This window comes from Streptomyces sp. SAS_270, assembly GCF_052543295.1.
The window spans coordinates 28,736-51,661 of sequence record NZ_JBMNDS010000059.1 but is presented as its reverse complement, the minus strand read 5'-3'; the positions used below and the strand labels follow the sequence as shown (position 1 = coordinate 51,661).

At 68.0% G+C, this 22,926-nt stretch carries 22 protein-coding genes and 1 tRNA gene; 10 read left to right on the top strand and 13 right to left on the bottom strand.

The window, feature by feature from the left end:
* Positions 1-22 precede the first annotated feature (22 nt).
* The 7 genes from ACN6LB_RS31535 to ACN6LB_RS31505 all read right to left on the bottom strand — a co-directional run bounded on the left by ACN6LB_RS31535 (position 23) and on the right by ACN6LB_RS31505 (position 5,168).
* Positions 23-811 carry an SDR family oxidoreductase gene (locus tag ACN6LB_RS31535; protein WP_445028819.1) on the bottom strand — a complete coding sequence of 263 codons (789 nt, stop codon included), beginning with the start codon at positions 809-811 and terminating at the stop codon, positions 23-25.
* 88 nt (positions 812-899) lie between these two features.
* Positions 900-1,475: a TetR/AcrR family transcriptional regulator gene (locus ACN6LB_RS31530; RefSeq protein WP_445028818.1), complete on the bottom strand. Its 576-nt coding sequence runs from the start codon at positions 1,473-1,475 to the stop codon at positions 900-902.
* A 146-nt stretch (positions 1,476-1,621) separates the two neighbouring features.
* The gene (locus ACN6LB_RS31525) at positions 1,622-2,608 is read right to left on the bottom strand and encodes a helix-turn-helix domain-containing protein (RefSeq protein WP_445028817.1); all 987 of its coding nucleotides are present in this window, start codon (positions 2,606-2,608) and stop codon (positions 1,622-1,624) included.
* A 194-nt stretch (positions 2,609-2,802) separates the two neighbouring features.
* The gene (locus ACN6LB_RS31520; protein WP_445028816.1) at positions 2,803-2,898 is read right to left on the bottom strand and encodes a hypothetical protein; all 96 of its coding nucleotides are present in this window, start codon (positions 2,896-2,898) and stop codon (positions 2,803-2,805) included.
* A 14-nt stretch (positions 2,899-2,912) separates the two neighbouring features.
* Positions 2,913-3,221 (bottom strand): TetR/AcrR family transcriptional regulator, encoded by a 309-nt coding sequence (locus ACN6LB_RS31515; RefSeq protein ID WP_445028815.1) that lies wholly within the window; start codon positions 3,219-3,221, stop codon positions 2,913-2,915.
* Between the two features lie 325 nt (positions 3,222-3,546).
* Positions 3,547-4,449, bottom strand: coding sequence for an alpha/beta hydrolase (locus tag ACN6LB_RS31510; RefSeq protein WP_445028814.1), 903 nt, complete (start codon positions 4,447-4,449; stop codon positions 3,547-3,549).
* Positions 4,450-4,628: 179 nt separating this feature from the next.
* Positions 4,629-5,168 (bottom strand): hypothetical protein, encoded by a 540-nt coding sequence (locus ACN6LB_RS31505; protein WP_445028812.1) that lies wholly within the window; start codon positions 5,166-5,168, stop codon positions 4,629-4,631.
* A gap of 904 nt (positions 5,169-6,072) precedes the next feature.
* On the opposite strand from ACN6LB_RS31505, the gene ACN6LB_RS31500 reads away from it, so the two are divergent.
* Positions 6,073-6,525: a hypothetical protein gene (locus ACN6LB_RS31500; RefSeq protein WP_445028811.1), complete on the top strand. Its 453-nt coding sequence runs from the start codon at positions 6,073-6,075 to the stop codon at positions 6,523-6,525.
* A gap of 251 nt (positions 6,526-6,776) precedes the next feature.
* Here ACN6LB_RS31500 and ACN6LB_RS31495 read toward each other — a convergent pair whose 3' ends face one another.
* Positions 6,777-7,001, bottom strand: coding sequence for a helix-turn-helix domain-containing protein (locus tag ACN6LB_RS31495; protein ID WP_445028810.1), 225 nt, complete (start codon positions 6,999-7,001; stop codon positions 6,777-6,779).
* Between the two features lie 183 nt (positions 7,002-7,184).
* Here ACN6LB_RS31495 and ACN6LB_RS31490 point away from each other — a divergent pair, with 183 nt between their 5' ends.
* Together ACN6LB_RS31490 and ACN6LB_RS31485 are read left to right on the top strand one after the other, a co-directional pair.
* The gene (locus ACN6LB_RS31490; RefSeq protein ID WP_445028809.1) at positions 7,185-8,108 is read left to right on the top strand and encodes a hypothetical protein; all 924 of its coding nucleotides are present in this window, start codon (positions 7,185-7,187) and stop codon (positions 8,106-8,108) included.
* Positions 8,105-9,904 carry a hypothetical protein gene (locus ACN6LB_RS31485; RefSeq protein WP_445028808.1) on the top strand — a complete coding sequence of 600 codons (1,800 nt, stop codon included), beginning with the start codon at positions 8,105-8,107 and terminating at the stop codon, positions 9,902-9,904. The genes ACN6LB_RS31490 and ACN6LB_RS31485 overlap by 4 nt, the downstream gene beginning before the upstream one ends.
* 179 nt (positions 9,905-10,083) lie before the next feature.
* Here ACN6LB_RS31485 and ACN6LB_RS31480 read toward each other — a convergent pair.
* A tRNA-Leu gene (locus ACN6LB_RS31480) sits at positions 10,084-10,170 on the bottom strand.
* A gap of 465 nt (positions 10,171-10,635) precedes the next feature.
* Here ACN6LB_RS31480 and ACN6LB_RS31475 point away from each other — a divergent pair.
* The 7 genes from ACN6LB_RS31475 to ACN6LB_RS31445 all read left to right on the top strand — a co-directional run bounded on the left by ACN6LB_RS31475 (position 10,636) and on the right by ACN6LB_RS31445 (position 20,104).
* Complete coding sequence (locus ACN6LB_RS31475; protein WP_445028807.1) at positions 10,636-11,505, top strand: FhaA domain-containing protein; 870 nt, start codon at positions 10,636-10,638, stop codon at positions 11,503-11,505.
* A 10-nt stretch (positions 11,506-11,515) separates the two neighbouring features.
* Positions 11,516-12,046, top strand: a complete 531-nt coding sequence (locus tag ACN6LB_RS31470) for an FHA domain-containing protein FhaB/FipA (RefSeq protein WP_356134217.1) — start codon at positions 11,516-11,518, stop codon at positions 12,044-12,046.
* Positions 12,047-12,144: 98 nt separating this feature from the next.
* The gene (locus tag ACN6LB_RS31465; protein WP_356134320.1) at positions 12,145-13,728 is read left to right on the top strand and encodes a Stp1/IreP family PP2C-type Ser/Thr phosphatase; all 1,584 of its coding nucleotides are present in this window, start codon (positions 12,145-12,147) and stop codon (positions 13,726-13,728) included.
* 26 nt (positions 13,729-13,754) lie between these two features.
* The gene (locus ACN6LB_RS31460) at positions 13,755-15,206 is read left to right on the top strand and encodes an FtsW/RodA/SpoVE family cell cycle protein (RefSeq protein WP_445028806.1); all 1,452 of its coding nucleotides are present in this window, start codon (positions 13,755-13,757) and stop codon (positions 15,204-15,206) included.
* Complete coding sequence (locus ACN6LB_RS31455; protein ID WP_445028805.1) at positions 15,203-16,684, top strand: peptidoglycan D,D-transpeptidase FtsI family protein; 1,482 nt, start codon at positions 15,203-15,205, stop codon at positions 16,682-16,684. The genes ACN6LB_RS31460 and ACN6LB_RS31455 overlap by 4 nt, the downstream gene beginning before the upstream one ends.
* A gap of 170 nt (positions 16,685-16,854) precedes the next feature.
* Complete coding sequence (gene pknB / locus ACN6LB_RS31450; protein WP_445028804.1) at positions 16,855-18,864, top strand: Stk1 family PASTA domain-containing Ser/Thr kinase; 2,010 nt, start codon at positions 16,855-16,857, stop codon at positions 18,862-18,864.
* A 151-nt stretch (positions 18,865-19,015) separates the two neighbouring features.
* Positions 19,016-20,104, top strand: a complete 1,089-nt coding sequence (locus tag ACN6LB_RS31445; protein ID WP_445028803.1) for a restriction endonuclease — start codon at positions 19,016-19,018, stop codon at positions 20,102-20,104.
* A 91-nt stretch (positions 20,105-20,195) separates the two neighbouring features.
* Here the strand turns inward: ACN6LB_RS31445 and ACN6LB_RS31440 are convergent, their stop codons facing one another.
* Genes ACN6LB_RS31440 through ACN6LB_RS31425 form a run of 4 tightly spaced genes read right to left on the bottom strand, consistent with a single transcriptional unit; the run spans position 20,196 to position 22,912 of the window.
* Complete coding sequence (locus ACN6LB_RS31440) at positions 20,196-20,945, bottom strand: class E sortase (protein ID WP_445028802.1); 750 nt, start codon at positions 20,943-20,945, stop codon at positions 20,196-20,198.
* Between the two features lie 13 nt (positions 20,946-20,958).
* The gene (locus tag ACN6LB_RS31435) at positions 20,959-22,083 is read right to left on the bottom strand and encodes a class E sortase (RefSeq protein ID WP_445028801.1); all 1,125 of its coding nucleotides are present in this window, start codon (positions 22,081-22,083) and stop codon (positions 20,959-20,961) included.
* Positions 22,080-22,718: an aminodeoxychorismate/anthranilate synthase component II gene (locus tag ACN6LB_RS31430; RefSeq protein ID WP_356134203.1), complete on the bottom strand. Its 639-nt coding sequence runs from the start codon at positions 22,716-22,718 to the stop codon at positions 22,080-22,082. The genes ACN6LB_RS31435 and ACN6LB_RS31430 overlap by 4 nt, the downstream gene beginning before the upstream one ends.
* Entirely contained in the window at positions 22,715-22,912 is a 198-nt protein-coding gene (locus tag ACN6LB_RS31425; RefSeq protein ID WP_356134200.1) for a hypothetical protein, read from the bottom strand. The genes ACN6LB_RS31430 and ACN6LB_RS31425 overlap by 4 nt, the downstream gene beginning before the upstream one ends.
* Positions 22,913-22,926: the final 14 nt, after the last annotated feature.

Sequence of the window (22,926 nt, the reverse complement as noted above, 5' to 3'; positions counted from 1 at the left end):
AGACTCGTCGCCGGCGGTGCTGTCAGGCGGCCTTGAGGGTGCCGCCGTCGATGACGTGGTCGGCGCCATGGATGTTGGCGGCGCGCTCCGACAGCAGGAAGGCGACCAGGTCCGCCACCTCCGCAGGTTCGGTCAGGCGCCCCGAGGCGATGCCGACCTGCCCGGGCAGACCCGCCAGAAGATCGTCGTGGCCGACGCCGAAGGCGGCGGCGACCTTGCCGCCGTAACCGTCCGGGTCGGTCCACAGCCGGCTGGCCACGGTGCCCGGGGAGACGGTGTTCACGCGGACACCGCGCGGCGCCATCTCCTCGCTGAGCCGCTTGCCGAACTGGGTCAGCGCCGCCTTGGCCTCCGCGTAGCCGACCGGCGTGCCGGTGTGCACGCGGGCGTTGATCGAGGAGATGTTCACGATCGCGCCCCTGCGTTCCAGGATGCTCGGCAACGCCGCCCTGGTGGTCCACACCGCGCTGAACAGGTTGAGATCGAATATCCGCTGCCACTGCTCGTCGCCGGTGTCGAGGACTCCGCCGACGCCCATCCCGTCCGGGTCGCCCGCGCCGACGTTGTTGACGAGGAAGTCGATCCCGCCGACCGCGGCCAGCGCCTGATCGGCAACCGACGTCGCCCCGTCGCGGGTGCTGAGGTCCACAGAGAAGGCCGCGGCGGCGACCTCCTCCAGCTCGGAGGTGATGGTCCGGGCGGCACCCACCACCCGCACGCCCTCCGCGGCCAGGGTCCGGGCGATCGCGAGGCCGATGCCGCGACTCGCGCCGGTGACCAGAGCGGTCTTTCCGCTGATGCCAAGGTCCATGATCTCCTCTTTCTTGAAGAACCGCATATTCTTGAACTGAGGGTCAAAAATTAGGGCACAAAAAGGCCATCGTCCGAGGTGGCGTGCCTCAGAGGCCCGCGAGTGCCGTGTCGATGATCCGATGGAGCGCCGGCCGCTCGAACGTCCTGGCCATGACCCGCAACCCGGCGAGGGTGTTCTGCAGGAACAGCGCCTGTGCTCTGGCGTCGACGTCCCGGTCGACGTCACCGTCCCGCTGCCCTTGCGCGATGCGGGCGGCGAGGAGCTCGATCAGGCCCTCCTCCATGCGGAGCACCGCGCGGGTGGCCTCCGCGTCACGTCCGCCGAGCTCCCCGATCGTGTTCTGGGCCAGACATCCACGTCGGACCGCCCCGTCCAGGTCCGCGTCCACGAGGAGCACGAAGTAGGCGCGGATGCGCTCCTTGGCGGTGCCCGGGCGCGAGAGGAACTCCTCGGCCTGTTCGGCACGCGTGCGGCCGTAGAGCTCCAGTACCTTGCCGAACAGCTGACGCTTGGAGCCGAAGGAGTGGTAGAGGCTGCCCTTGGCCACTCCGGTCGCCTCCGCGAGGTCGGCGGGGGAAGTGTCGGTGTAGCCCTTGGTCCAGAACGTCTCCATCGCCTGCGCGATGACCACGTCCGGCTCGAAGCCCTTCGGTCTGCCCATATCGCTACCGTAGCAATATTTGACCTGTAGGTCAAATACTTGGATTGCAAGTCGGCGCCGGAGATCCGCGAGGAGGTCGGCCCGCTCTGGGTCGAACAGTTCCATCCCGTCCCATGAAAGCGCCGCCCTTCGACTCATCGCGTGGCTCACGCCCCGGGGGTCAGTTCTGTCACCGCGTAGGCGTCGCGATAGTCACCCGGAGACATCGAGAACTCGCGCCGGAACTGTCGACTGAAGTGGCTGGCGTCGCAGAACCCCCACCGAAGGGCGATCCGTGCGATGGGCAACGACGTGTTGACCAGAGCGGATCGAGTGGCGGCGAGACGATGCCTGCGCGCCACCGACCGCACCGTTTCACCGCTCTCGGCGAAGGCCCGTTGCACCGTACGGACGGCGACGTTGTGGGTCGCGGCCAACTCGCTGACGCTGATCGCCCCCTGGGGCAGGCGCTCGATGATCGATGCCTCGATGCGTGTGCGCAGGAACGAGAGCCCACTGGTCTTGTTGAGGGGCGGCGGCTGGGCCGACCGCAGCAGGCCGGTCACCAGCACCAGCAGGGCGTTGCGCGCCGTTTCGATCTCGAGCGGTGACATGCCGCCCAGGTACTGGTCGATGCCGGCGGTGTAGTCGTGGAGCAGGGTGGACAGGGCGTTGTCGCGGGCCTCGAAGACGACGGACTGCGGAGACCCATGTCCGGTGTCGAAAGGGGCGAGTGCCGTCATCGGAATGCGGATGGCCCGCTTCACGAGCGTCCCCGGCACTACGACCCTGCCCGGCCGGCCGGTGTTGATGAGGGCGAGGCTGCCCGGACGCAGGACGAGCGCATCGTGGGACGTCTCGATGATCTGGCGCCCCTCGGACACGGTGACCAGGATGACTGAGTCGGCCTCGGCGTCGGCCATCTCACGGGTGCGGACGCCCTCGAAGTCGGGGGTGCGCCAGTCGGCGATGACGAGGTCGCCGAGCGCCCGGGTGCGCACGGCCGCCCTGAGGCCGTGCCGACCCGTAGGTCGAAGGGCGACGGCGGCGAAGGCGTTCTCGGCCATCTGCCATGCCCGCACGGCCTCGTCGGCGCTCGAAGCGACGTCGAGGTCGAGGTCGGGGTCGAAGGAGGGATCGGCGACGACTGTCATTGACTGCTCCTGACCGGTGGAGGGGATGAGCGGCCGCGCTGCGACGGAAAACGCGGGTCACAGGCGCGCGGGACCCCGGCAGGGGCGCCCCCGCGTACTGGTGGGACCCGACGTCTCCCGATCAGGCATGCCTTCGAAGAACCGACTCGGCACGAGCCGCGCGGTCGCACCATTCGCCGCCGACTGCGGTGCTGTCAGGCGGCCTTGAGGGTGCCGCCGTCGATGACGTGGTCGGCGCCATGGATGTTGGCGGCGCGGCCGGACAGCAAGAAGGCGACCAGGTCCGCCACCTCCTCGGATTGGGTCAGGCGCCCCGAGGCGATGCCGACCTGCCCGGACAGAGAGGCGAGCAGGTCGCTGTGGCCGACCCCGTACGCGGCGGCGACCGCGAGAGGAACTCATCAGCCTGCTCGGCACGCGTGCGGCCGAAGAGGTCCAATACCTTGCCGAACAGCTGACGCTTGGAACCGAAGGAGTGGTACAGGCTGCCCTCGGCCACTCCGGTCGCCTCCGCGAGGTCGGCAGGGGAAGTGTCGGTGTAGCCCTTGGTCCAGAACGTCTCCATCGCCTGCGCGATGACCACGTCCGGCTCGAAGCCCTTCGGTCTGCCCACATCGCTACCGTAGCGAGTATTTGACCTGTGGGTCAAATACTAGGTCGCAGACCGGCACCGGAGATCAGCGTGGACGTTTGACTCCGAGCGGCCAAGCGCTGCTCGACTCGCGCAAGAGACCTTCCGCACCGCGCGGCCGTCGGTGCCGCAACCAGTCCATCCAAAACGAGGCCACTCGGTCGCAATTTCGAGTGGACGACATTGCCTCGCTCATGGGGTCAGGCCGCTGAGCCACGGGCGGCATGGGGGCACGACCGTGGCTGCACCGACATGAGCCGCCCGGCCCCACGCGCTGCGTGCGACCGGGCGGCTCATGTCGCGGAGATCAGGCGTTCAGATGGCTGAGGAAGTGGTCCCGCGCCGCCGCCGCGCTCTCCTCGAACCCGGCCCCCTGGTACGCGTCGAAGTGTCCGCCCCGCATGAGCACGAGCTTCTTGGGCTCCTTGGCCAGCTCGTACGCCTCCAGCGCCAGGGCGACCGGCGCGACCACGTCGTTGTCCGCGACGATCATCAGCAGCGGCGTGGGCGAGACGCGGCTGATGTAGCTGATCGGCTCGTACTCGCCGGCCATCTCCATCGAGCGCACCGTCACCTCGTTCTTCCAGTTGGGAGCGCGCTTGGCGGCCTCGGTGAACCACTCCCACGCCCCCGCGTCAGGCATCATCGCCGGACCCGTCGGGTCGGCACTGACCGCCGGCACCACGCCCGGCTCGCCGCCCGCGAAACGGTTCATCCGGTCACCCTCGAGCATCCCGCGCAGGTGAGCCGCGAGGTCGGGTCGCACGGCGCGGATGGCCTGCCCGGCGCCCGAGACACCGGGCACCTGCGAGACGACGGCCTTGACGCGACGGTCGACGGCAGCCACCACGATGGACACGCCCCCGGTGTAGCTGGTTCCCCAGAGGCCGATCCTGCTCTCGTCGACATCGGGACGGGTCGTGGCGTACGAGATGGCGTGGCGCATGTCGCGCTGCTGCATCACCGGGTCCGCCTCCTGGCGGGGCGTCCCGTCACTGTCGCCGAAGTTGCGGTGGTCGTAGACGAGGGCGTTGAGACCGGCCGCCGCGAAGTAGGCGCCGAGGTCGTCGAGATACATCTCCTTGACCGCGGTCAGGCCGTGGGACACGACAATCGTGGCCGTAGGCCCTGACGCCCCGACTGCCGGGTAGAACCACCCGCGGAGAGTGACGCCACCCTCGCCCTGGAATTCGATGTCCTCACGCGTCATGGTGTCGACCGCCTCGTGTCGTGATCAATGGAGATCTCCATCGTGGATCGCGCCGACGCGACCTCATAGAACGGAGGCGCCGGGTGGGGGGTACACGGACGCCAACTGCTGTGGCGACGTACTGGTTCGGCAGGAATGAATCGACCCAGGTGAGGTGGAGAGGAGGCTCCGGCCCGCCGCTACGGGAGGCCGAGTGCCGTCTTGGCGGCGATGACGGTGTCCATTTCGTCGAGGCCGCTGAGGGGGACGTCGTACTGGGTGCGGTCGTCGATCTGCGCGAGGTGGTCGACGCTGTCCTCGACGCTCGGTGCCTGTGCGCCGGGAGCGGTCCATCCCCGGGTCAGTCCGACGAATATGCGAGCGTAGCGGCCGCCCAGCGCTGAGTACATGTTCTGCGAGGTGTCGCAGGCCCGGCTGGCGAGGTAGACCGCCAGGGGGGTGACGTAGTCGGCAGTCGCGCCCCCGCCGAGGGCCTTGGCTCGCGCGCCGGCTTCGACGAGCCATGCGGCATCGGGCCGCTCGGTGAGGTCGGTGCCGCCCAGCCGTCCGCCGGTCGCGTTGGGGAAGAGGCAGTTGACGTCACGTCGACAAGCTCCTCTCGCGCAGGCACCGGCGGACGCGGGACGGGGCAGAACACCGTCGCGGGGAGGATGAAACCGCCGACCATCACGAGTGGTCCGACGACCATGGAAAGGCTGCACAAGACCCGAGAAGCGCAAGAGCTGCCCCTATGCCTGGCTCCCCTGCCGGCTGCCCCCTGCGCCTGTCCCGGCAACCCGGGGACGGGCAGGACACGCTCGCCACGAGGTACCGCGGAGCACTTCACGGCGCCACAGCCGACGCACATCTCTGTGCTGCTGAGCCCTGCTATTTCCCCCAACCCTCCACGGAGAGACGACCCTCAGAATCGCCACCATCCACGCCACCTTCTATGCACAGCCCTGCCTCTGTCGTCCACCACCTGTCACGGGGCCAGGGGCAGGCCTTTGCGCCGAGACACACCCCGCGTATCCGGAGATCGCTGAGATATCAGGACCAGTAGGGCAGGTCCCACAGCACGGCGTACCCCAGGCCACCGCCTACGCCGAGCCGCTCGGCTGGTCGCCGCCTGAGCGTCCTGCCAGCAGGCCCTGCCCCGGACCGCCCATACCCGGGTCAGGTGTCAGTGCCCCAATCCACGAGGAACTCCGGATCAGCTTCCCTCCTGTCAGGGCAAGCCCAGGGGCCCCTTTCCCGACACCCCTACCTCCTGACAGAGCAATTGCCCCGGCCATGACGCTCATGGCACAGGCCCCCACAACAGGGCTACCTCCCCATGCACAACGGAAAGAAGAGGGCTTACTGGCTCAAGGAACAGAGAACCACGAAGCAATAAATCACCCCCCTTCCAGAAATTACCTCCGCACCGCAGGTCAGGGAATACGAGCCGGACTGCACAACCCTTCCTTTCCAGCAAGACAGCGAAACGTTCCTCCACCCCAGACAGGCCCTGGATAACAAAACGGGAATTTTCGATACCGTTCGACCAGGTAACCCGACAGGTAATTGACCTTGTCGCTACATCGAGTGAAGCACCCCTTGCGGGAGGGGTAACTTATGCATTCTTATAGGTAGGGTTCTGCAATGATCGAAACCCTTCCATGGGAAGAAGTAGCCGGTAATCCCGACAAGTACATCGAGCTCTTGGAGGAGAAGGAGGTCGAACTGCAGCGCGATACGTTCAAGGTCCGCCAGGAGCTTCGCCTCGTTCGTCACGTAAAGAAGCAGATGCAGATCGCAGACGAGTGGCGGACATCGGGAATCCCTGAGCAGCGACAGTCCGACGCAGACTCCGACGACGCCGAGCCGACAACGGCAACCGATGGCTTCCAGATTGCACCCCGCAAGACCCGTATCTTGCGGCTGATGGCCCAAGATCCGTTGCGGCAGTGGAAAGCCCTCGAAGTGGCCAACGCACTCAACGAAGCCGACAAGATCAAGAGCGTTCGCGTGGCAGCGGATGAACTGGCGAAAGCCGGATCTTTGATCAAGCTACCGAATGCCTTCTACCAGTACGCACCACCCCAGCAGCCTTAAACAAAAGAAGGCCGCCACCAAGGAGTCCAGTCCAAGGTGACGGCCAACGGCGACGAACCCACCTAGAACCTTCCACAGCGCCGGATCAGTTCGTCACGTTGCATTTTACGAGCGGTCGAGGGCCGCCGGTAGCGCACGACGAAATATGGTCCCGCCCTTCGCCCGAAGGGATGACCGCCCAGATGTTCGGTTTCGAACAGCCATTCCGTGCCCCACGTCCGTATACCGGCGGCTCACCGCGGCGGCCCGCTTCACACTTCCCGGCCGGGCCAGAGATCACAGTCCAGCGCCTTTTCGAGATTGGCAATGGTCAGCAGATCAGGCCACGCCTCGCCAGCGAGCGCCTTGGCGATCGTGAAGCGGGCGACGCCACTCTCGCGCGACAACTGAGCGACGGTCCAGCCCCGCCGGTCGAGCCCAGCCTTGAGCCGGACGGCCATGGCCTGGGCGACCCTCGCCCCGTGGTGCTCCTCCATGACGGCCTCAGGCCACGCGCCGCTGGCGCAGTACGCGCGCGGCGGCAGTCGGCGGGCATCTCCTTGGGGCATGAGGTGAAGTCTGACCCATCCGGTCCTCCCCGGTCGCGCGCGGCTGCTGCCACAGCTACATGTTATTCGAATAACACCCCACCGGCTGGGGTGTTGGTTTGGCGACATGTGATGAGTCAGCGGATTGATTCCTACGGCCCGTCCGGCTCCCCCGCGGGGTGGAGCCGCGTCGGCGACGAAGTGCGCCGTGTCGTCCGTCTCGCCGACCCCCTGACGTCCTACAAAGCACGTGAACTGCTCTCCGCGCTCTCCCAGTTGGCCCTCTTCTGCAACGGCGAAGGTCTTCCCGGGAAGGCCCAGGTGTGGCTCTCCCGGGAGGTCATCGAGAGGTTCATCGCGGCCGGCTGCCCCAACGTGCGGGAGAGCACCCGCGGCAACTACCGGACCCGGCTCCTGCGGCTCAGCGAGATCGTGCTGGGCGGCGAATGCCGGACCGGGAAACCCGCCAAACTGTCGGCCTCGGTTCCCAACAGCCCATACACCCGAACCGAACTCGCGGATCTGTGGGGGTGGATGGGTGGGCTGCCCACCGACGAACTTCGCTGGGGCTGCAAGACGCTCATGGCACTCGGGCTCGGGGTCGGCCTCGACTCACCGGAGGTCATCCGGGTTCGCGTCCATGACGTCCGCCGGTCATCAGGGGGTGGTGGCCCAGTCGTCGTGGTCACTCGCGGATCCCGCAAACGGGAGATCCTGTGCCGCCGCCCCTGGGAAGGGGTCCTGGCCGCCGCCGCTGACCGTCTCGACAACACGGGCGCCGCGCAGTATCTGTTCCGCCCCAACTCCTACAGCCGCGGCACCAACACCGTCACGAACTTCCTGGCCCGCGCCCAGCCCAGCCCGAAGGTCCCTCGCCTGGTCATGGGCCGCCTCAGATCCACGTGGCTGGTGGAGCTCTTCGAAGCGCGGCTTCCCATCACCGTCATCGTGGCGGCGGCCGGCGTCGACACCCTCCACGGCCTCTCCCGTATCCTGCCGTTTCTGAGCGCCGTCCCCGCCGAAGAAGCCGCCCGCCTGTTGCGGGGCAGCCAATGACCCAGCCCCGCAGCCTGCCCAGTGATCGCCACGAGCGCCTTCTGGCGATGCGCGCCAAGCGCAGATTCATCGACGACGCCGACGTCGACGCAGCGATCGAGGAAGTCGACGACAGCCAACTGGTCCCTCTGCTGGAGGAGTTCGTCCACCTCCCGCGAGGCCGACACCGTACCCTGCACCTCCGAAGCCTCCTGGTCGGTCTCCATCTCTGCACCCAGGACACCGGCGGCAAGATCGTCCTGGAACGGGTCACGGACATCCTGTACTTCCGCACCAGTCCGCAGCTGCGCGCCCTCCTCGACATAGCCGACTACGACGACCACGACCAGGGATTCGAGGCGGCCTACGCCGTGGTCAGGCGGATCTTCCACGCCATGAAGGACGCGATGAACCCCTCCCCGCTGCCGCCCAACGGGCATCTCTCACGCGGTGAGGCGAACGCAATGACAGCGGCAGCCGACGTCGACGAACTGGCCGAGCGGGAGCGGCGGCTGGCGCTGTTCACCGAGTTCGTGCTGGACGCATCCGTACGCCCCCTCCACGATCTGCTGGCAGAGCTGGCAGAGGTCTCCTTGGGCATCGACGCCACCCCCATCCGCACGTTCTCCCGCGGCCGTCGCACCAACGGACCCGAGCTCGCCACCGACCCGGACGCCGGCTGGTACGTACGCGAGGGCGACCACCGCGACCCGGACGTGCCGGTGTCCGACGCCATGCAGCCGCCTCCGCCGCCCGCCCAGAAAGGCAAAGCCAAGACGCCTCCGGGCAAGAAGAAGACCTCGCTCAAGAAGAAGTACCTCTACGGCTACGACGCCCACCTCATCGTGACCCGTGACACCGAACACGACGCGGTACTCCTCGACGACGGCACCCCGAACCCAGAAGTCCTGCCCGTCGTCGTCCTCGGCATCGCCCTCGACAAGCCCGGCCAACGCCCCGCGTACAACGGCCTGAAGATCCTGGACCGACTCCAGGAACGGGGCTACAAACCCGGCTACCTTGCCGGCGACCGCGCCTACAACAACTCCGAGCCCACGGAATGGCAGATCCCCGTCCGAGCCATGGGCTACAAGCCCGTATACGACTACCGGGCGGACCAGCTCGGCAAACAGGACGGAACGCAGGGCGCCATCCTCGTCGAAGGCCGCTGGTACTGCCCGTCCATGCCGAAGCCCCTCATCAACGCCACCGCCGACCTGCACGCCGAGCGCATCGACCGGGAGACGTGGGTCCGGCTCATCGCCGCCCGCCGCGGCTACCGCCTCATGCCGAAGCAGAACGCCGACGCCGACGGCTACCAGCGGATGATGTGCCCCGCCGAAGCAGGCAAGGCCCAGTGCTCTCTCAAGCCCCACACGATGGGACGCGGCATCCATCTACCCTTGGTCGACCCGGAACCCAGCCCGGTGGGCCCTGTCAAGGTCTGCCGGCAGCGCGCCATCACCGTCGGCCCGGAAGCCGGCGCCAAGCAGTGGCAGGCCCTGGAGTACGGCGGCCCGGAATGGCAGAAGATCTACTTCCGGCTGCGCAACAGCGTCGAGGGCTACAACGGCTACGCCAAGAACCCCCTTGCCGAGGCCATCGAAGCCGCCGGCTCCCGCCGCATCCGCGGCATCGCGGCCCAGACGATCCTCCTGGCCTTCCAGCTCGCCCACGCCAACCGCCGCAAGATCATGAAATGGCTGGAGACGCTCGCGCTCGGAGGCGAACGCCCCCGGCGCCGCACCCACCACAGGCGGAAGACCAAAGAACCCGGAACCTGGACACCCACCGGCCATCTGTCGTCGGCCGCCTGAACCGGCCGAGGCCACCCCAGCACCACCCGGAGAACAACCAGCAGCTCAAATAGCAGGGCCCCGGCCGTGAGATACCTCACCGCCGGGGCCCTGTCACGTCCCTGTCCGGCCCGACAACGAGGAACGGGCCTCCACCATGACTTTCGTCACTGGTGAAGACCCGTTCCGTCGGTTCTTCATGGTGCGCGAGGGGGGAGTTGAACCCCCACGCCCTTTCGGGCACTGGAACCTGAATCCAGCGCGTCTGCCTATTCCGCCACCCGCGCATTGGGTGTGTCTTCCGTCTCCCACCGAGTGGGTGAGCGCCTTCCGACATGCAGAAGATTAGCACGCTGTCCGGGGTGGAATCACATCCCTTTCCCACCTCCCGCACCGCCCGCGCGCGCCCCTCCCGCCCAGGCCACCTCCCCCGCACCGGGGTCCCCGGCGGCGGCGGGTATCAGTCAGAACCGGTTCACGTATCAACCTCGTACCGGTCCTGCGCATCTCCCCAGTAGCCGGACAGGCAGCACAGCCAGGTGCGGGACACTGGTCGTGGGCCGCCTCTACGATCCTTGGCAGCAGGAGTTCGAAGAGGCGCTTCGGAGGGAACTCCGGGAGGGGACTCCGGGAGGGGCTCGGAGCTCGTCGACACCCGTCGACCGGGCCGACAGGGGGAACCAGCCGATTTCCCGACGCGTGGATACGATCAGTAAGCAGTACCAGGACGGCTACGAAGGAGGAGGTGCCCCATGGGAGTCCTGAAGAAGTTCGAGCAGCGTCTCGAGGGTCTGGTCAACGGCACCTTCGCCAAGGTGTTCAAGTCCGAGGTCCAGCCCGTCGAGATCGCCGGCGCCCTGCAGCGCGAGTGCGACAACAACGCGACGATCTGGAACCGCGACCGGACCGTCGTCCCCAACGACTTCATCGTGGAGCTGAGCACGCCGGACTTCGAGCGGCTCAGCCCCTACTCCGGCCAGCTCGGCGACGAGCTCGCCGGCATGGTGCGCGACTACGCCAAGCAGCAGCGCTACACCTTCATGGGCCCCATCAAGGTCCATCTGGAGAAGGCGGACGACCTCGACACCGGCCTCTACCGGGTCCGCAGCCGTACGCTCGCCTCCTCCACCAACCAGCAGGCTCCCGAGCGCGCCCCCGCGGGCCCGCCGGCCGGACGCGGCGCAGGTGGCGCCGGCGGCTACGGCTATCCGCCCGCCGCCCAGCCCGTGGCCCCCGCCGGAGCACCCCCCATGCCTGCCGCCCCGCCGCCCGGCGGACGTCCCGGCCCCGCACCCCTGGGCCAGCGGCCCGGTGCGGCGCCGGCCCCGCAGGCCGGCGGCCGCATGCGGCACTGGATCGAGATCAACGGCACCCGCCATCAGATCTCCCGCCCGACGCTGGTGCTGGGCCGCAGCACCGAAGCCGACGTGCGGATCGACGACCCCGGCGTCTCACGCCGGCACTGTGAGATCCGGACCGGAACGCCCTCGACGATCCAGGATCTCGGGTCCACCAACGGCATCGTGGTGGACGGGCAGCACACCACCCGCGCTACGCTCCGCGACGGCTCGCGGATCGTCGTGGGCAGTTCCACCATCATTTACCGGCAAGCCGAAGGGTGAAGCGGGGGCAATGTCAGAGCTGACCCTCACGGTCATGCGGCTGGGTTTCCTGGCCGTACTGTGGCTGTTCGTGATCGTGGCCGTGCAGGTCATCCGCAGCGACCTGTTCGGAACGCGCGTCACTCAGCGCGGCTCGCGCCGGGAAGCCAACAGGCCGCAGCAGGCCGCGCGCCAGGCGGCCGCACCGCCGCAGCAGCGCCAGCAGGCCGCCGCACCGAGCACCGGCGGCGGCCGGCAGCGCCGCGGCGCCCCCAGCAAGCTGGTCGTGTCCGAGGGCACCCTCACCGGCACAACGGTCGCCCTGCAGGGCCAGACCATCACGCTGGGCCGGGCGCACGATTCCACGATCGTGCTGGACGACGACTACGCGTCCAGCAGGCATGCCAGGATCTATCCGGACCGGGACGGCCAGTGGATCGTCGAGGATCTCGGGTCCACCAACGGCACGTATCTCGACCGGACCCGACTGACGACTCCCACACCGGTTCCGCTGGGCGCGCCGATCCGCATCGGCAAGACCGTCATCGAGCTGCGGAAGTAGTGCTACATCATGAATGAGGGCGAGCGGAGCGAGCACGCAGCGGCGGTCCACACGACGGACCCCGGCGCGCTCCCGACCGGAGGGTGGGCACCGTGCGGATGTACCCGGAGCCGACGGGCGAGGTGCGCATGAGTCTGTCACTGCGCTTCGCCGCCGGATCGCACAAAGGCATGATCCGCGAGGGCAACGAGGACTCCGGTTACGCCGGGCCGCGGCTGCTCGCGATCGCCGACGGCATGGGCGGCCAGGCCGCCGGTGAGGTGGCCTCCTCCGAGGTGATCTCCACCATCGTCTCGCTCGACGACGACGTGCCAGGCTCCGACATCCTCACCTCGCTCGGCACGGCCGTGCAGCGCGCCAACGACCAGCTGCGCTCGATGGTCGACGAGGACCCCCAGCTCGAAGGCATGGGCACCACGCTCACCGCCCTGCTGTGGACCGGCCAGCGCCTCGGCCTCGTGCACGTCGGCGACTCCCGCGCCTACCTGCTGCGTGACGGCGTACTGACGCAGATCACCCAGGACCACACCTGGGTGCAGCGCCTCGTCGACGAGGGCCGCATCACCGAGGAAGAAGCCACCACCCACCCGCAGCGCTCCCTGCTGATGCGCGCGCTGGGCAGCGGTGAACACGTCGAGCCGGACCTCTCCATCCGCGAGGTCCGCGCCGGCGACCGGTACCTGATCTGCTCCGACGGCCTCTCCGGCGTCGTCTCCCATCAGACGATGGAGGACACCCTCGCCAGCTACCAGGGCCCGCAGGAGACCGTCCAGAACCTCATCGAGCTCGCGCTGCGCGGCGGCGGCCCCGACAACATCACCGTCATCGTCGCCGACGTCCTCGACATCGACTCCGGCGACACCCTCGCCGGACAGCTCTCCGACACCCCCGTCGTCGTCGGCGCGGTCGCCGAGAACCAGCATCAGCACCAGATGCACGACAACGGCGCCATGCAGACCCCCGCGGGCCGCGCCTCCAGCCTCGGCCGTCCGGTTCCCGGACAGGGCGGCGGTGGCGGCGAGTTCGGCCCGCCCGGCAGCGGCGACACCACCGGCTACGTCCCCGCGGGCAACTTCGGCGCCTACTCCGACGAGGACTTCGTCAAGCCCGGCGGACGCAAGTGGCTGAAGAGATCCCTCTACATCGCGCTCGCGCTCGCCGTCATCGGCGGCGGGCTCTACGGCGGCTACCGCTGGACGCAGACGCAGTACTACGTCGGCGCCAAGGGCGAGCACGTCGCGCTCTACCGCGGCATCAGCCAGGACCTGGCCTGGGTCTCGCTCTCGAAGATCGAGAAGGACCACCCCGAGATCGAACTCAAGTACCTGCCGCCGTACCAGCAGAAGCAGGTCAAGGCGACCATCGCCGAAGGCGGCCTCGACGACGCCCAGTCGAAGATCGACGAGCTCGCCGTGCAGGCCTCCGCATGCGAGAAGCAGGCGCAGCGCCGCGCCGCCGAGACCGACAGCAACGCGAAGACCGGTGAGGGCGAGGCAGGTGGGACCACGGGAACCACAACCACCTCGCTGACGTCCAAGGCCACGTCGTCGCCGACACCGAACCCGAGCCCGTCGTCATCGGCGCCTTCGTCCTCCAAGTCCACGACCGCACCCACTCCCACACCCGGCCCCAGCCTCTCCGACGAAGAGCAGAAGCTGGTCTCGCAGTGCGGTAAGCAGTAAGCAGCCGTGAGGGGCCCAGTCACACGATGAGCAGTACAACCAACCCGTCGACGCAGCACACGTCCACGATCGGGGCGATCGGCACACCGAGCCGACGCAACACCGAGCTCGCGCTCCTGGTGTTCGCCGTCGTCATCCCGGTGTTCGCCTACGCCAACGTGGGCCTGGCCATCGACGACAAGGTGCCCACGGGCCTGCTGAGCTACGGCCTCGGCCTCGGCCTGCTGGCCGGCGTCGGCCACCTCGTCGTACGGAAGTTCGCCCCGTACGCGGACCCGCTGCTGCTGCCGCTGGCCACGCTCCTCAACGGGCTCGGCCTGGTGGTCATCTGGCGGCTCGACCAGTCGAAGCTGCTCCAGAAGATCGGCCAGGCCGGCAACGCGGCGCCCCGCCAGCTGCTCTACACCGCGCTGGCCATCGCCCTGTTCGCCGTCGTGCTGATCTTCCTCAAGGACCACCGCGTCCTGCAGCGCTACACCTACATCTCCATGGTCGGCGCCCTGGTCCTGCTGCTGCTCCCGCTGGTCCCCGGCCTCGGCGCGAACATCACCTACGGCGCCAAGATCTGGATCTCGGTCGCCGGATTCTCCATCCAGCCCGGCGAGTTCGCGAAGATCGTCCTCGCGATCTTCTTCGCCGGCTACCTGATGGTGAAGCGGGACGCGCTGGCCCTCGCCAGCCGCCGCTTCATGGGCCTGTACCTGCCGCGCGGCCGCGACCTCGGCCCGATCGTCGTCGTCTGGATGATCTCGATCCTCATCCTGGTCTTCGAGACCGACCTCGGCACGTCGCTGCTGTTCTTCGGAATGTTCATCATCATGCTGTACGTCGCCACGGAGCGGACCAGCTGGATCGTCTTCGGTCTGCTGATGTCCGCGGCCGGCGCCGTCGGCGTGGCCAGCTTCGAACCGCACGTCAAGACGCGTGTGCAGGCCTGGCTCGACCCCATGCACGAGTATCTGCTCAGCCAGGCCGGCGTCCACGACGGCGTCGTCCACTCCGAGCAGGCCATGCAGGCCCTGTGGGCCTTCGGCTCCGGCGGCACCCTCGGCACCGGCCTCGGCCAGGGCCACTCCGAACTCATCCGCTTCGCCGCCAACTCCGACTTCATCCTCGCCACCTTCGGCGAGGAACTGGGCCTCGCCGGCGTCATGGCGATCCTGCTCATCTACGGCCTGATCGTCGAACGCGGCATCCGTACCGCCCTCGCCGCCCGCGACCCCTTCGGCAAGCTCCTCGCCGTCGGCCTCTCCGGCGCCTTCGGCCTCCAGGTCTTCGTCGTCGCCGGCGGAGTCATGGGCCTCATCCCGCTGACCGGTATGACCATGCCGTTCCTCGCGTCCGGCGGCTCCTCCGTCATCGCCAACTGGGCCCTGATCGCCATCCTGATCCGCATCAGCGACACCGCACGCCGCCCGGCGCCCGCACCCGCACCCAGCCCCGACGCCGAGATGACCCAGGTGGTCCGCCCGTCATGAACAAGCCCCTGCGCCGGATCGCACTCTTCTGCGGTCTCCTCGTCCTCGCGCTGCTCATCCGGGACAACTGGCTCCAGTACGTCCAGGCCGACACGCTGAAGGAAGACCCCAAGAACCGCCGCGTAGCCATCGCCCGCTACGCCACACCGCGCGGCGACATCATCGTCGACGGCGACCCGATCACCGGCTACGCCAAGTCGGACGACAACAGCCTCAACGACTACAAGTACAAGCGCACGTACAAGAACGGCCCCATGTGGGCGCCCGTCACCGGGTTCGCCTCGCAGGCCTACGACGCCACCCAGCTCGAGAAGCTCGAGGACGGCATCCTCACCGGCAACGACGACCGGCTCTTCTTCCGCAACACCCTCGACATGATCACCGGCAAGCCCAAGCAGGGCGGCAACGTCGTCACCACGCTGAGCCTCGCCGCCCAGAAGGCCGCCTTCAAGGGCCTCGGCGACAAGAAGGGCGCCGTCGCCGCGATCGACCCGCAGACCGGCGCGATCCTCGCCCTCGCCTCCACCCCCTCGTACGACCCCTCCACCATCGCGGGGATGACCGACGAGAAGGAGTGGAAGGCGCTCCAGAAGGAGAACAACCCCGACGAGCCGATGCTCAACCGGGCACTGCGCCAGGCCTACCCGCCGGGCTCCACCTTCAAGGTGGTCACCGCGGCCGCGGCCCTGGAAAACGGCCTCTACACGGACGCCGACAGCAAGACGGACTCGCCGCTGCCCTACAACCTGCCGACCACCCGGACCCCGCTGAAGAACGAGGGGCCCATCCCCTGCAAGGACGCCACCATGCGTGTCGCCCTCAAGTTCTCCTGCAACACCGTCTTCGGCAAGATCGGCGCCGACCTCGGCAGGGACAAGATGCTGGAGGAGGCCGAGAAGTTCGGCTTCAACGACGCCAAGATCGACACCCCGGTGCGTGCCGCCGCCTCCAACTTCTCCAAGACCATGGACAAGCCGCAGACCGCGCTCAGCTCCATCGGTCAGTTCGAGACCGCAGCGACCCCGCTCCAGATGGCCATGGTGGCCTCCGCCGTCGCCAACGACGGCACGCTGATGAAGCCGTACATGGTCAGCAAGGTGAGCACCCACAACCTGGACGTCATCGAGCAGACCGAGCCGCAGGAGATGAGCAAGCCGCTCTCCGAGAAGAACGCCCAGATCCTGCAGTCCATGATGGAGACGGTCGTCAACGACCCGCAGGGCACCGGCAACAACGCCCGGATCAGCGGCGTCACCGTCGGCGGCAAGACCGGCACCGCCCAGCACGGCGTCGGCAACAGCGAGAAGCCGTACGCCTGGTTCATCTCCTACGCGAAGCTCAGCGACAACAGCTCCCCGGTGGCCGTGGCCGTGGTCGTCGAGGACGGCAGCGCCAACCGCGGCGACATCAGCGGCGGCGGTCTCGCAGCGCCGATCGCGAGGAGCGTGATGAAGGCAGTCATCGACAGCAAGAAGTGACCCCGCTCACGTCCCCTTCACATCGGTGCACGTTGCGATACCGGTCCTGTCACGGGTGACGGTCTTGGCCAGGTCACACAAAGCGATCCGGGTACGGTATGCCCGGACAGCACACCGCCGGACCAAACAAAGGTGCGGGCGGGACCGACGGAGAGGGCTGGTAGGTAGCTATGGAAGAGCCGCGTCGCCTCGGCGGCCGGTACGAGCTGGGCCAGGTGCTCGGCCGTGGTGGCATGGCGGAGGTCTACCTCGCGCATGACACCCGGCTCGGCCGCACCGTGGCGGTGAAGACGCTGCGCGCAGACCTCGCGCGCGACCCGTCCTTCCAGGCCCGGTTCCGCCGGGAGGCCCAGTCGGCCGCCTCGCTCAACCATCCCGCGATCGTCGCCGTGTACGACACGGGTGAGGACTACATCGACGGCACCTCCATTCCGTACATCGTGATGGAGTACGTCGACGGGTCCACGCTGCGCGAGCTGCTGCACTCCGGGCGCAAGCTGCTGCCCGAGCGCACCCTGGAGATGACCATCGGGATCCTCCAGGCACTGGAGTACTCCCACCGCGCCGGCATCGTCCACCGCGACATCAAGCCCGCGAACGTCATGCTGACGCGCAACGGGCAGGTCAAGGTCATGGACTTCGGCATCGCCCGCGCCATGGGCGACTCCGGCATGACGATGACGCAGACCGCGGCGGTCATCGGCACGGCCCAGTACCTCTCGCCGGAACAGGCGAAGGGTGAGCAGGTCGACGCCCGCTCCGACCTGTACTCGACCGGCTGCCTGCTCTACGAGCTGCTGACGGTCCGGCCCCCGTTCGTCGGCGACTCCCCGGTGGCGGTGGCCTACCAGCACGTCCGCGAGGAGCCGCAGCCGCCGAGCGTCTTCGACGCCGAGATCACGCCCGAGATGGACGCGATCGTGCTGAAGGCCCTCACCAAGGACCCGGACTACCGCTACCAGTCCGCCGACGAGATGCGCATCGACATCGAGGCCTGTCTCGACGGCCAGCCCGTCGCGGCCACCGCCGCCATGGGCTCCGTCGGCTACGGCGGCTACCCCGACGACCAGCCGACGACGGCCCTGCGCCAGGACGCCGGCGCCACCACCATGCTCCCGCCGATGAACCCGGACGACGGCGGCTACGGCTACGACGACCGCCCCGACCGCCGGCGCCAGAAGAAGAACAACACCTCCACGATCCTGCTGGTCATCGCGGGCGCCCTGGTCCTCGTCGGCGCCATCCTGATCGGCAAGTGGATGGTCGACGGCAGCGGATCGAGTTCCAACACTGTCGACACCCCGAACTTCGTCAACCAGTCGAAGGCGGATGCGAGGAAGCAGGCGGACAACGTCGCGCTGAAGCTGCAGTTCGACCCGAAGCCCTGCGAGAACCAGAAAAAGGGCGTCGTCTGCGACCAGACCCCCAAGCCCAACACCCAGGTCAAGAAGGGCGACACGATCACTCTGGTGGTGTCCACGGGGGCGCCCAAGGTCGTGGTGCCGAGCGTCAAGGGCAAGACCCTCGACGAGGCCAAGGAGATCCTCGAGGACCCCAAGTACTCCTTCGTGGTCGATACGAAGACCGAGGTCTCCGACGAGGACCCGGGCAAGGTGCTGGAGCAGGACCCGGAGCTCGGCGCAGAGGTGCAGAAGGGGACGACGGTCACCCTCACCATCGCCAAGGAAGAGAAGAAGTCCACGGTCCCGGACGTGTCCGGCAAGACCTGTGACGAGGCCAAGGCGCAGATGACGGCCAACAAGCTCGTCGGCGAGTGCACCGACGTCGAGACCCAGGATCCCAACCTGGTCGGCAAGGTCATCCAGACCTCCCCGCAGGCCAACTCGACGGCGGACCCGCAGTCCACGGTGTCCATCCAGATCGGCAAGGCCGCCGAGGCGGAGAAGGTCACCGTGCCGACGGTGACGCAGCTGTCGCTCAAGGACGCCAAGAAGGCCCTCAACGACGCCGGGCTGAACGTCGGCAACATCGGCGGCTCCCAGGACGACAACGCCATCGTGTTCACCCAGGACCCGGCACCCAACAGCCAGGTCGACAAGGGCACGGCGGTCAACCTGGTCGCCGTCGGCCAGGGCGGCAACAACCAGGGCGGCAACAACAACGGCGGAACCAACATCTTCGGTGGAGTCACGGGCACGGCGGCCCGCACCGAGGACTGACACCCGCTCAGCCGTACGCAAGAGCCCCGGCATCCTGTTCACACAGGACGCCGGGGCTCTCGCGCGTCGCCCTCACCCCCCGACCTGAACATCCGCTCGTCCTTCGATCGTGTCTTCACATCTGACGACTCGTTGATCGAATGGGGGTGGGGTGCCGGAACTCTGCCCTGGCCATACGGCCACGTCACGAACGGAGGGTCAGAACGTGATTCACGAATCGGCGCTGCTGGAGTCGAAGGCTCTGCGCGACAGCGCGCTGGAACGCACGGAAGTGCTCGACAGGGTCAAGGCACTGTCGCTGCTTCCGGACGGGATGCATGTGACTACGGCGATGGTGGCGGCGTACTTCGAAGTTGCCGTGAAGACGCTCGAGTCGGTCGTCGAAGACCATAGGGCAGAACTGGAAGCCAGCGGGTACCACGTCTTGATGGGCACGCGACTGGCCCTCTTTAAGAGGGCCAGTGGGATTCCGTCGCGCTCGAAGGCCTTGGCCATCTTCTCCCGTCGAGCCGTCCTCAACGTCGCCATGCTGCTCCGGGACAGCGACGTGGCACGTCAGGTGCGTACGTACCTTCTCGACATGGAGTACCTGACGCGCAAAGGGCCTGTGGATAACCCTCCTGCCCAGACGGACAGCGCCTCCCTCGACGACCGCATCGACCAGCGCATCACCCAGATCCTCGGCAAGACCGTCGTCCCCATGTTCAACGCCCTGATCGAAACCTCGGGCGAACACCGTCAGGAACTCATCGCCCTCCGTGAAGATGTCCAACGGGTCGAGCAGCGGCTGTGCGATCACGACACCCGCATCACCGAGCTCGAACACACCCGGGGTCCGCGCCCGTACACCGGAATCATGGCCTCCATCGACGCCATGAACTGGCGGGAGTTCGAGCACCACATCGCGGTTCTGCTGCGCCGCGACGGCTGTACGGACGTCATCGTGCACGGCGGTCCGGGTGACCGGGGAGTGGATGTCACGGCGTGCACCGCCGACGGACGCACGGTCGTCGCGCAGTGCAAGAGCTTCGCGCCGTACCGCCCCGTGTGGAGCGGCGAGCTGCAGAAATTCCTCGGCGCTTCGCACGTTCAGCACGCCGCCGACGTGGCGCTATTCGTCGCCACGACAACGTTCACGCCCGACGCGCGTGCCATCGCGGAGAGCCACGGCGTCACCCTCGTGGACCGCGCCCACCTGGAGAAGTGGAGCGCGGGAGTTCCCCTCCCTGTCCTCCGGTAGGCGTCACCGGAGCCAGTCGGAAAGGCCCGAAGCCGCAAGGGATAGTTGCGGCTTCGGGCCCGACCCATCTTTAGCGCGACGGCATGTCTCGCTAAAGCAGTTCCTTCGGCAGCGTCCGTTCGCTGTCGACCTTCACCACGCGCTCCAGCTCGCCCCAGACCACGTAGCGGTACCGGGAGGTGTACACCGGTGTGCAGGTCGTCAGGGTGATGTAGTGGCCGGGCTTCTTCTTGCCGGACTGCTTGGGGACCGTCTGGAGGACCTTGACGTTGTACTTCGAGGTCTCGGGGAGGATCGAGAAGACCTTGTAGACGTACCAGTCGTCCTTCGTCTCGAAGACGATCGGGTCGCCCTTCTCCACCTTGTCGATGTTGTGGAACTTGGCGCCGTGGCCGTCGCGGTGGGCGGCGAGGGTGAAATTGCCGTCCTTGCCGGTCATCGGCAGGGACGCCTTGACGGGATCCGTGTAGTAGCCGGCGACCCCGTTGTTGAGGACCTTGGTCGACGTGCCCTTCTCGACGAGGACCTCGCCGTTCTTCATCGCCGGGACATGCAGGAACCCGATGCCGTTCTTCGTGTCCAGGGCACCCGGGCCCTTGTCCTGCGCCCACCCGTCGCGGACCTTGTCGCCCTGCTTGTCCGCCTCACGGTCGGCGATGACGTTCGTCCACCACAGCGAGTAGACGACGAAGAGACCGAGCACCAGGCCCGCGGTGATGAGGAGTTCACCGAAGACACTGACCGCCATCGCGATCCGGCCGTGCCCGCGGCGGCGCCGCACGGGCGCCCCGGCCTCGGGATCGGCGCCGGCACGCTCGTCCTGGTCGGTCGTCGCTGCCACTGTTCATCTGTCCTTACTCGACGAGCGCATCCGGCTTGCCCTTGCTGCGGGGCCGTTCCTCGACCATCTTGCCCCACACGATCATCCGGTACTTGCTGGTGAATTCGGGGGTACAGGTCGTCAGTGTGATGTAGCGGCCCGGCGTCGTGAAACTCGAACCCTTGGGGATCGCGTCGAGCACACCCGTGTTCGACGGACTCGTCACGGGCAGGATCGACGCCATCTTGTAGACGTAGTACGCGTCCTGCGTCTCCACCACGATCGCGTCGCCGGGCTTCAGCCGGTTGATGTACCGAAACGGCTCGCCATGCGTGTTGCGGTGCCCCGCGAGCCCGAAGTTGCCCGTCGCGGCATCCGGCATCGCCGTCTTCGTCGCACCCTCGCCGTAGTGCCCGACCATCCCCCGGTCCAGCACCTTCGTCTTGTTCGTGCCCTCCGCGATCGGCGCGACCACGTCCAGCTTCGGAATGTGCAGGATCGCGAACCCCTGCCCGGGCGCGAACGCCCCCGGCTTCCGCTTCCCGCTCGCCCAGTCCTCCTGGAGATGGTGCGCCTCACTGCCGGCCTGCTGGTGCGCCCGCACGTTCGACCACCACAACTGGTACGTCACGAACAGCAGCATCAGAACGCCGGTGGTGATGAACACCTCGCCGACCACCCGGCTCACCAGAACGGCCACACCGGGCTTCCGGGCCCGCGCCGCCCTCCGCGCCTCCATCCGCGTACGGGGGGCTCCTGCGGGCGCCTCAGAGGCCTTCTCGGCCGTTTCCGGGGCTCCGCCGTGCCGACCGTGCCGCCGGGCCGCCTTGCGCCGCGCCGCGCGGCCTCCCGGGGCGGGCGCGGCCTGCCTCGCGGCCGCCCTCGCCGCGCGCTCCGCCAGACCCGGCGTATCCGGTATTCGCAGCGCCACGGTCTCGTCGTCGGGCAACCGCGGGACGTACGGCTGCTCCTGCGGCGGCTCGTACGCCGTCTCGGGCGCAGTCGCGGGCGCCGTTGCAGGCGCCGCCCCGGGCCAGTCGCTCGCGTATCCCTCCGGGTACCACTCCGCGCCCTGCGCGCCCTCGAACGCTTCAGCGCCCCCGTACGCGGCCTCGCCGCCGTAGGGGGAGCTGTCGCGCTCGGGGCGCAGGGCGGTCACGCCGTGGCCCTGCCCACCACCGGGGCGAGCCCCGAGGAACGCCCGACGGCACCCTGGTCGCCGCACTCCACCAGCCAGTTGGCGAGCATCCGGTGCCCGTGCTCGGTCAGCACCGACTCGGGGTGGAACTGCACGCCCTCGACCGGGAGTTCACGGTGCCTGAGGCCCATGATGATCCCGTCGTGCGTCCTGGCGGTGACCTCCAGCTCGGCCGGGACGGTCGCCGGCTCGGCGGCGAGGGAGTGGTAGCGAGTCGCCGTGAAGGGGGAGGGCAGGCCCGCGAAGACGCCCCTGCCCTCGTGCTCCACGAGCGAGGTCTTGCCGTGCAGCAGCTCCGGCGCCCGGTCCACCACACCGCCGTACGCCACCTGCATCGACTGCATGCCCAGGCAGACGCCGAAGACCGGGACGCCCGTCGCGGCGCAGTGCCGGACCATGTCGATGCAGACGCCGGCCTGCTCGGGGGCGCCGGGGCCCGGCGACAGCAGCACGCCGTCGAAGCCGTCCTGGGCGTGCGCCGTCGACACCTCGTCGTTGCGCAGCACCTCGCACTCGGCGCCCAGCTGGTACAGGTACTGGACCAGGTTGAAGACGAAGCTGTCGTAGTTGTCGACGACGAGAATCCGCGCGCTCACTGGTTGTCCACCGTCACATCATTGAAGGGAAGCAGCGGTTCGGCCCACGGAAAGACGTACTGGAACAGCACGTAGACCACCGCGAGGACCAGGACGAGCGAGATCAGCGCCCGTATCCACACATTCCCCGGCAGATGCCGCCAGATCCAGCCGTACATGCCGTCCCTTCCGTCGCACCACGGCACCTGAGTCACGCCATACACCACCG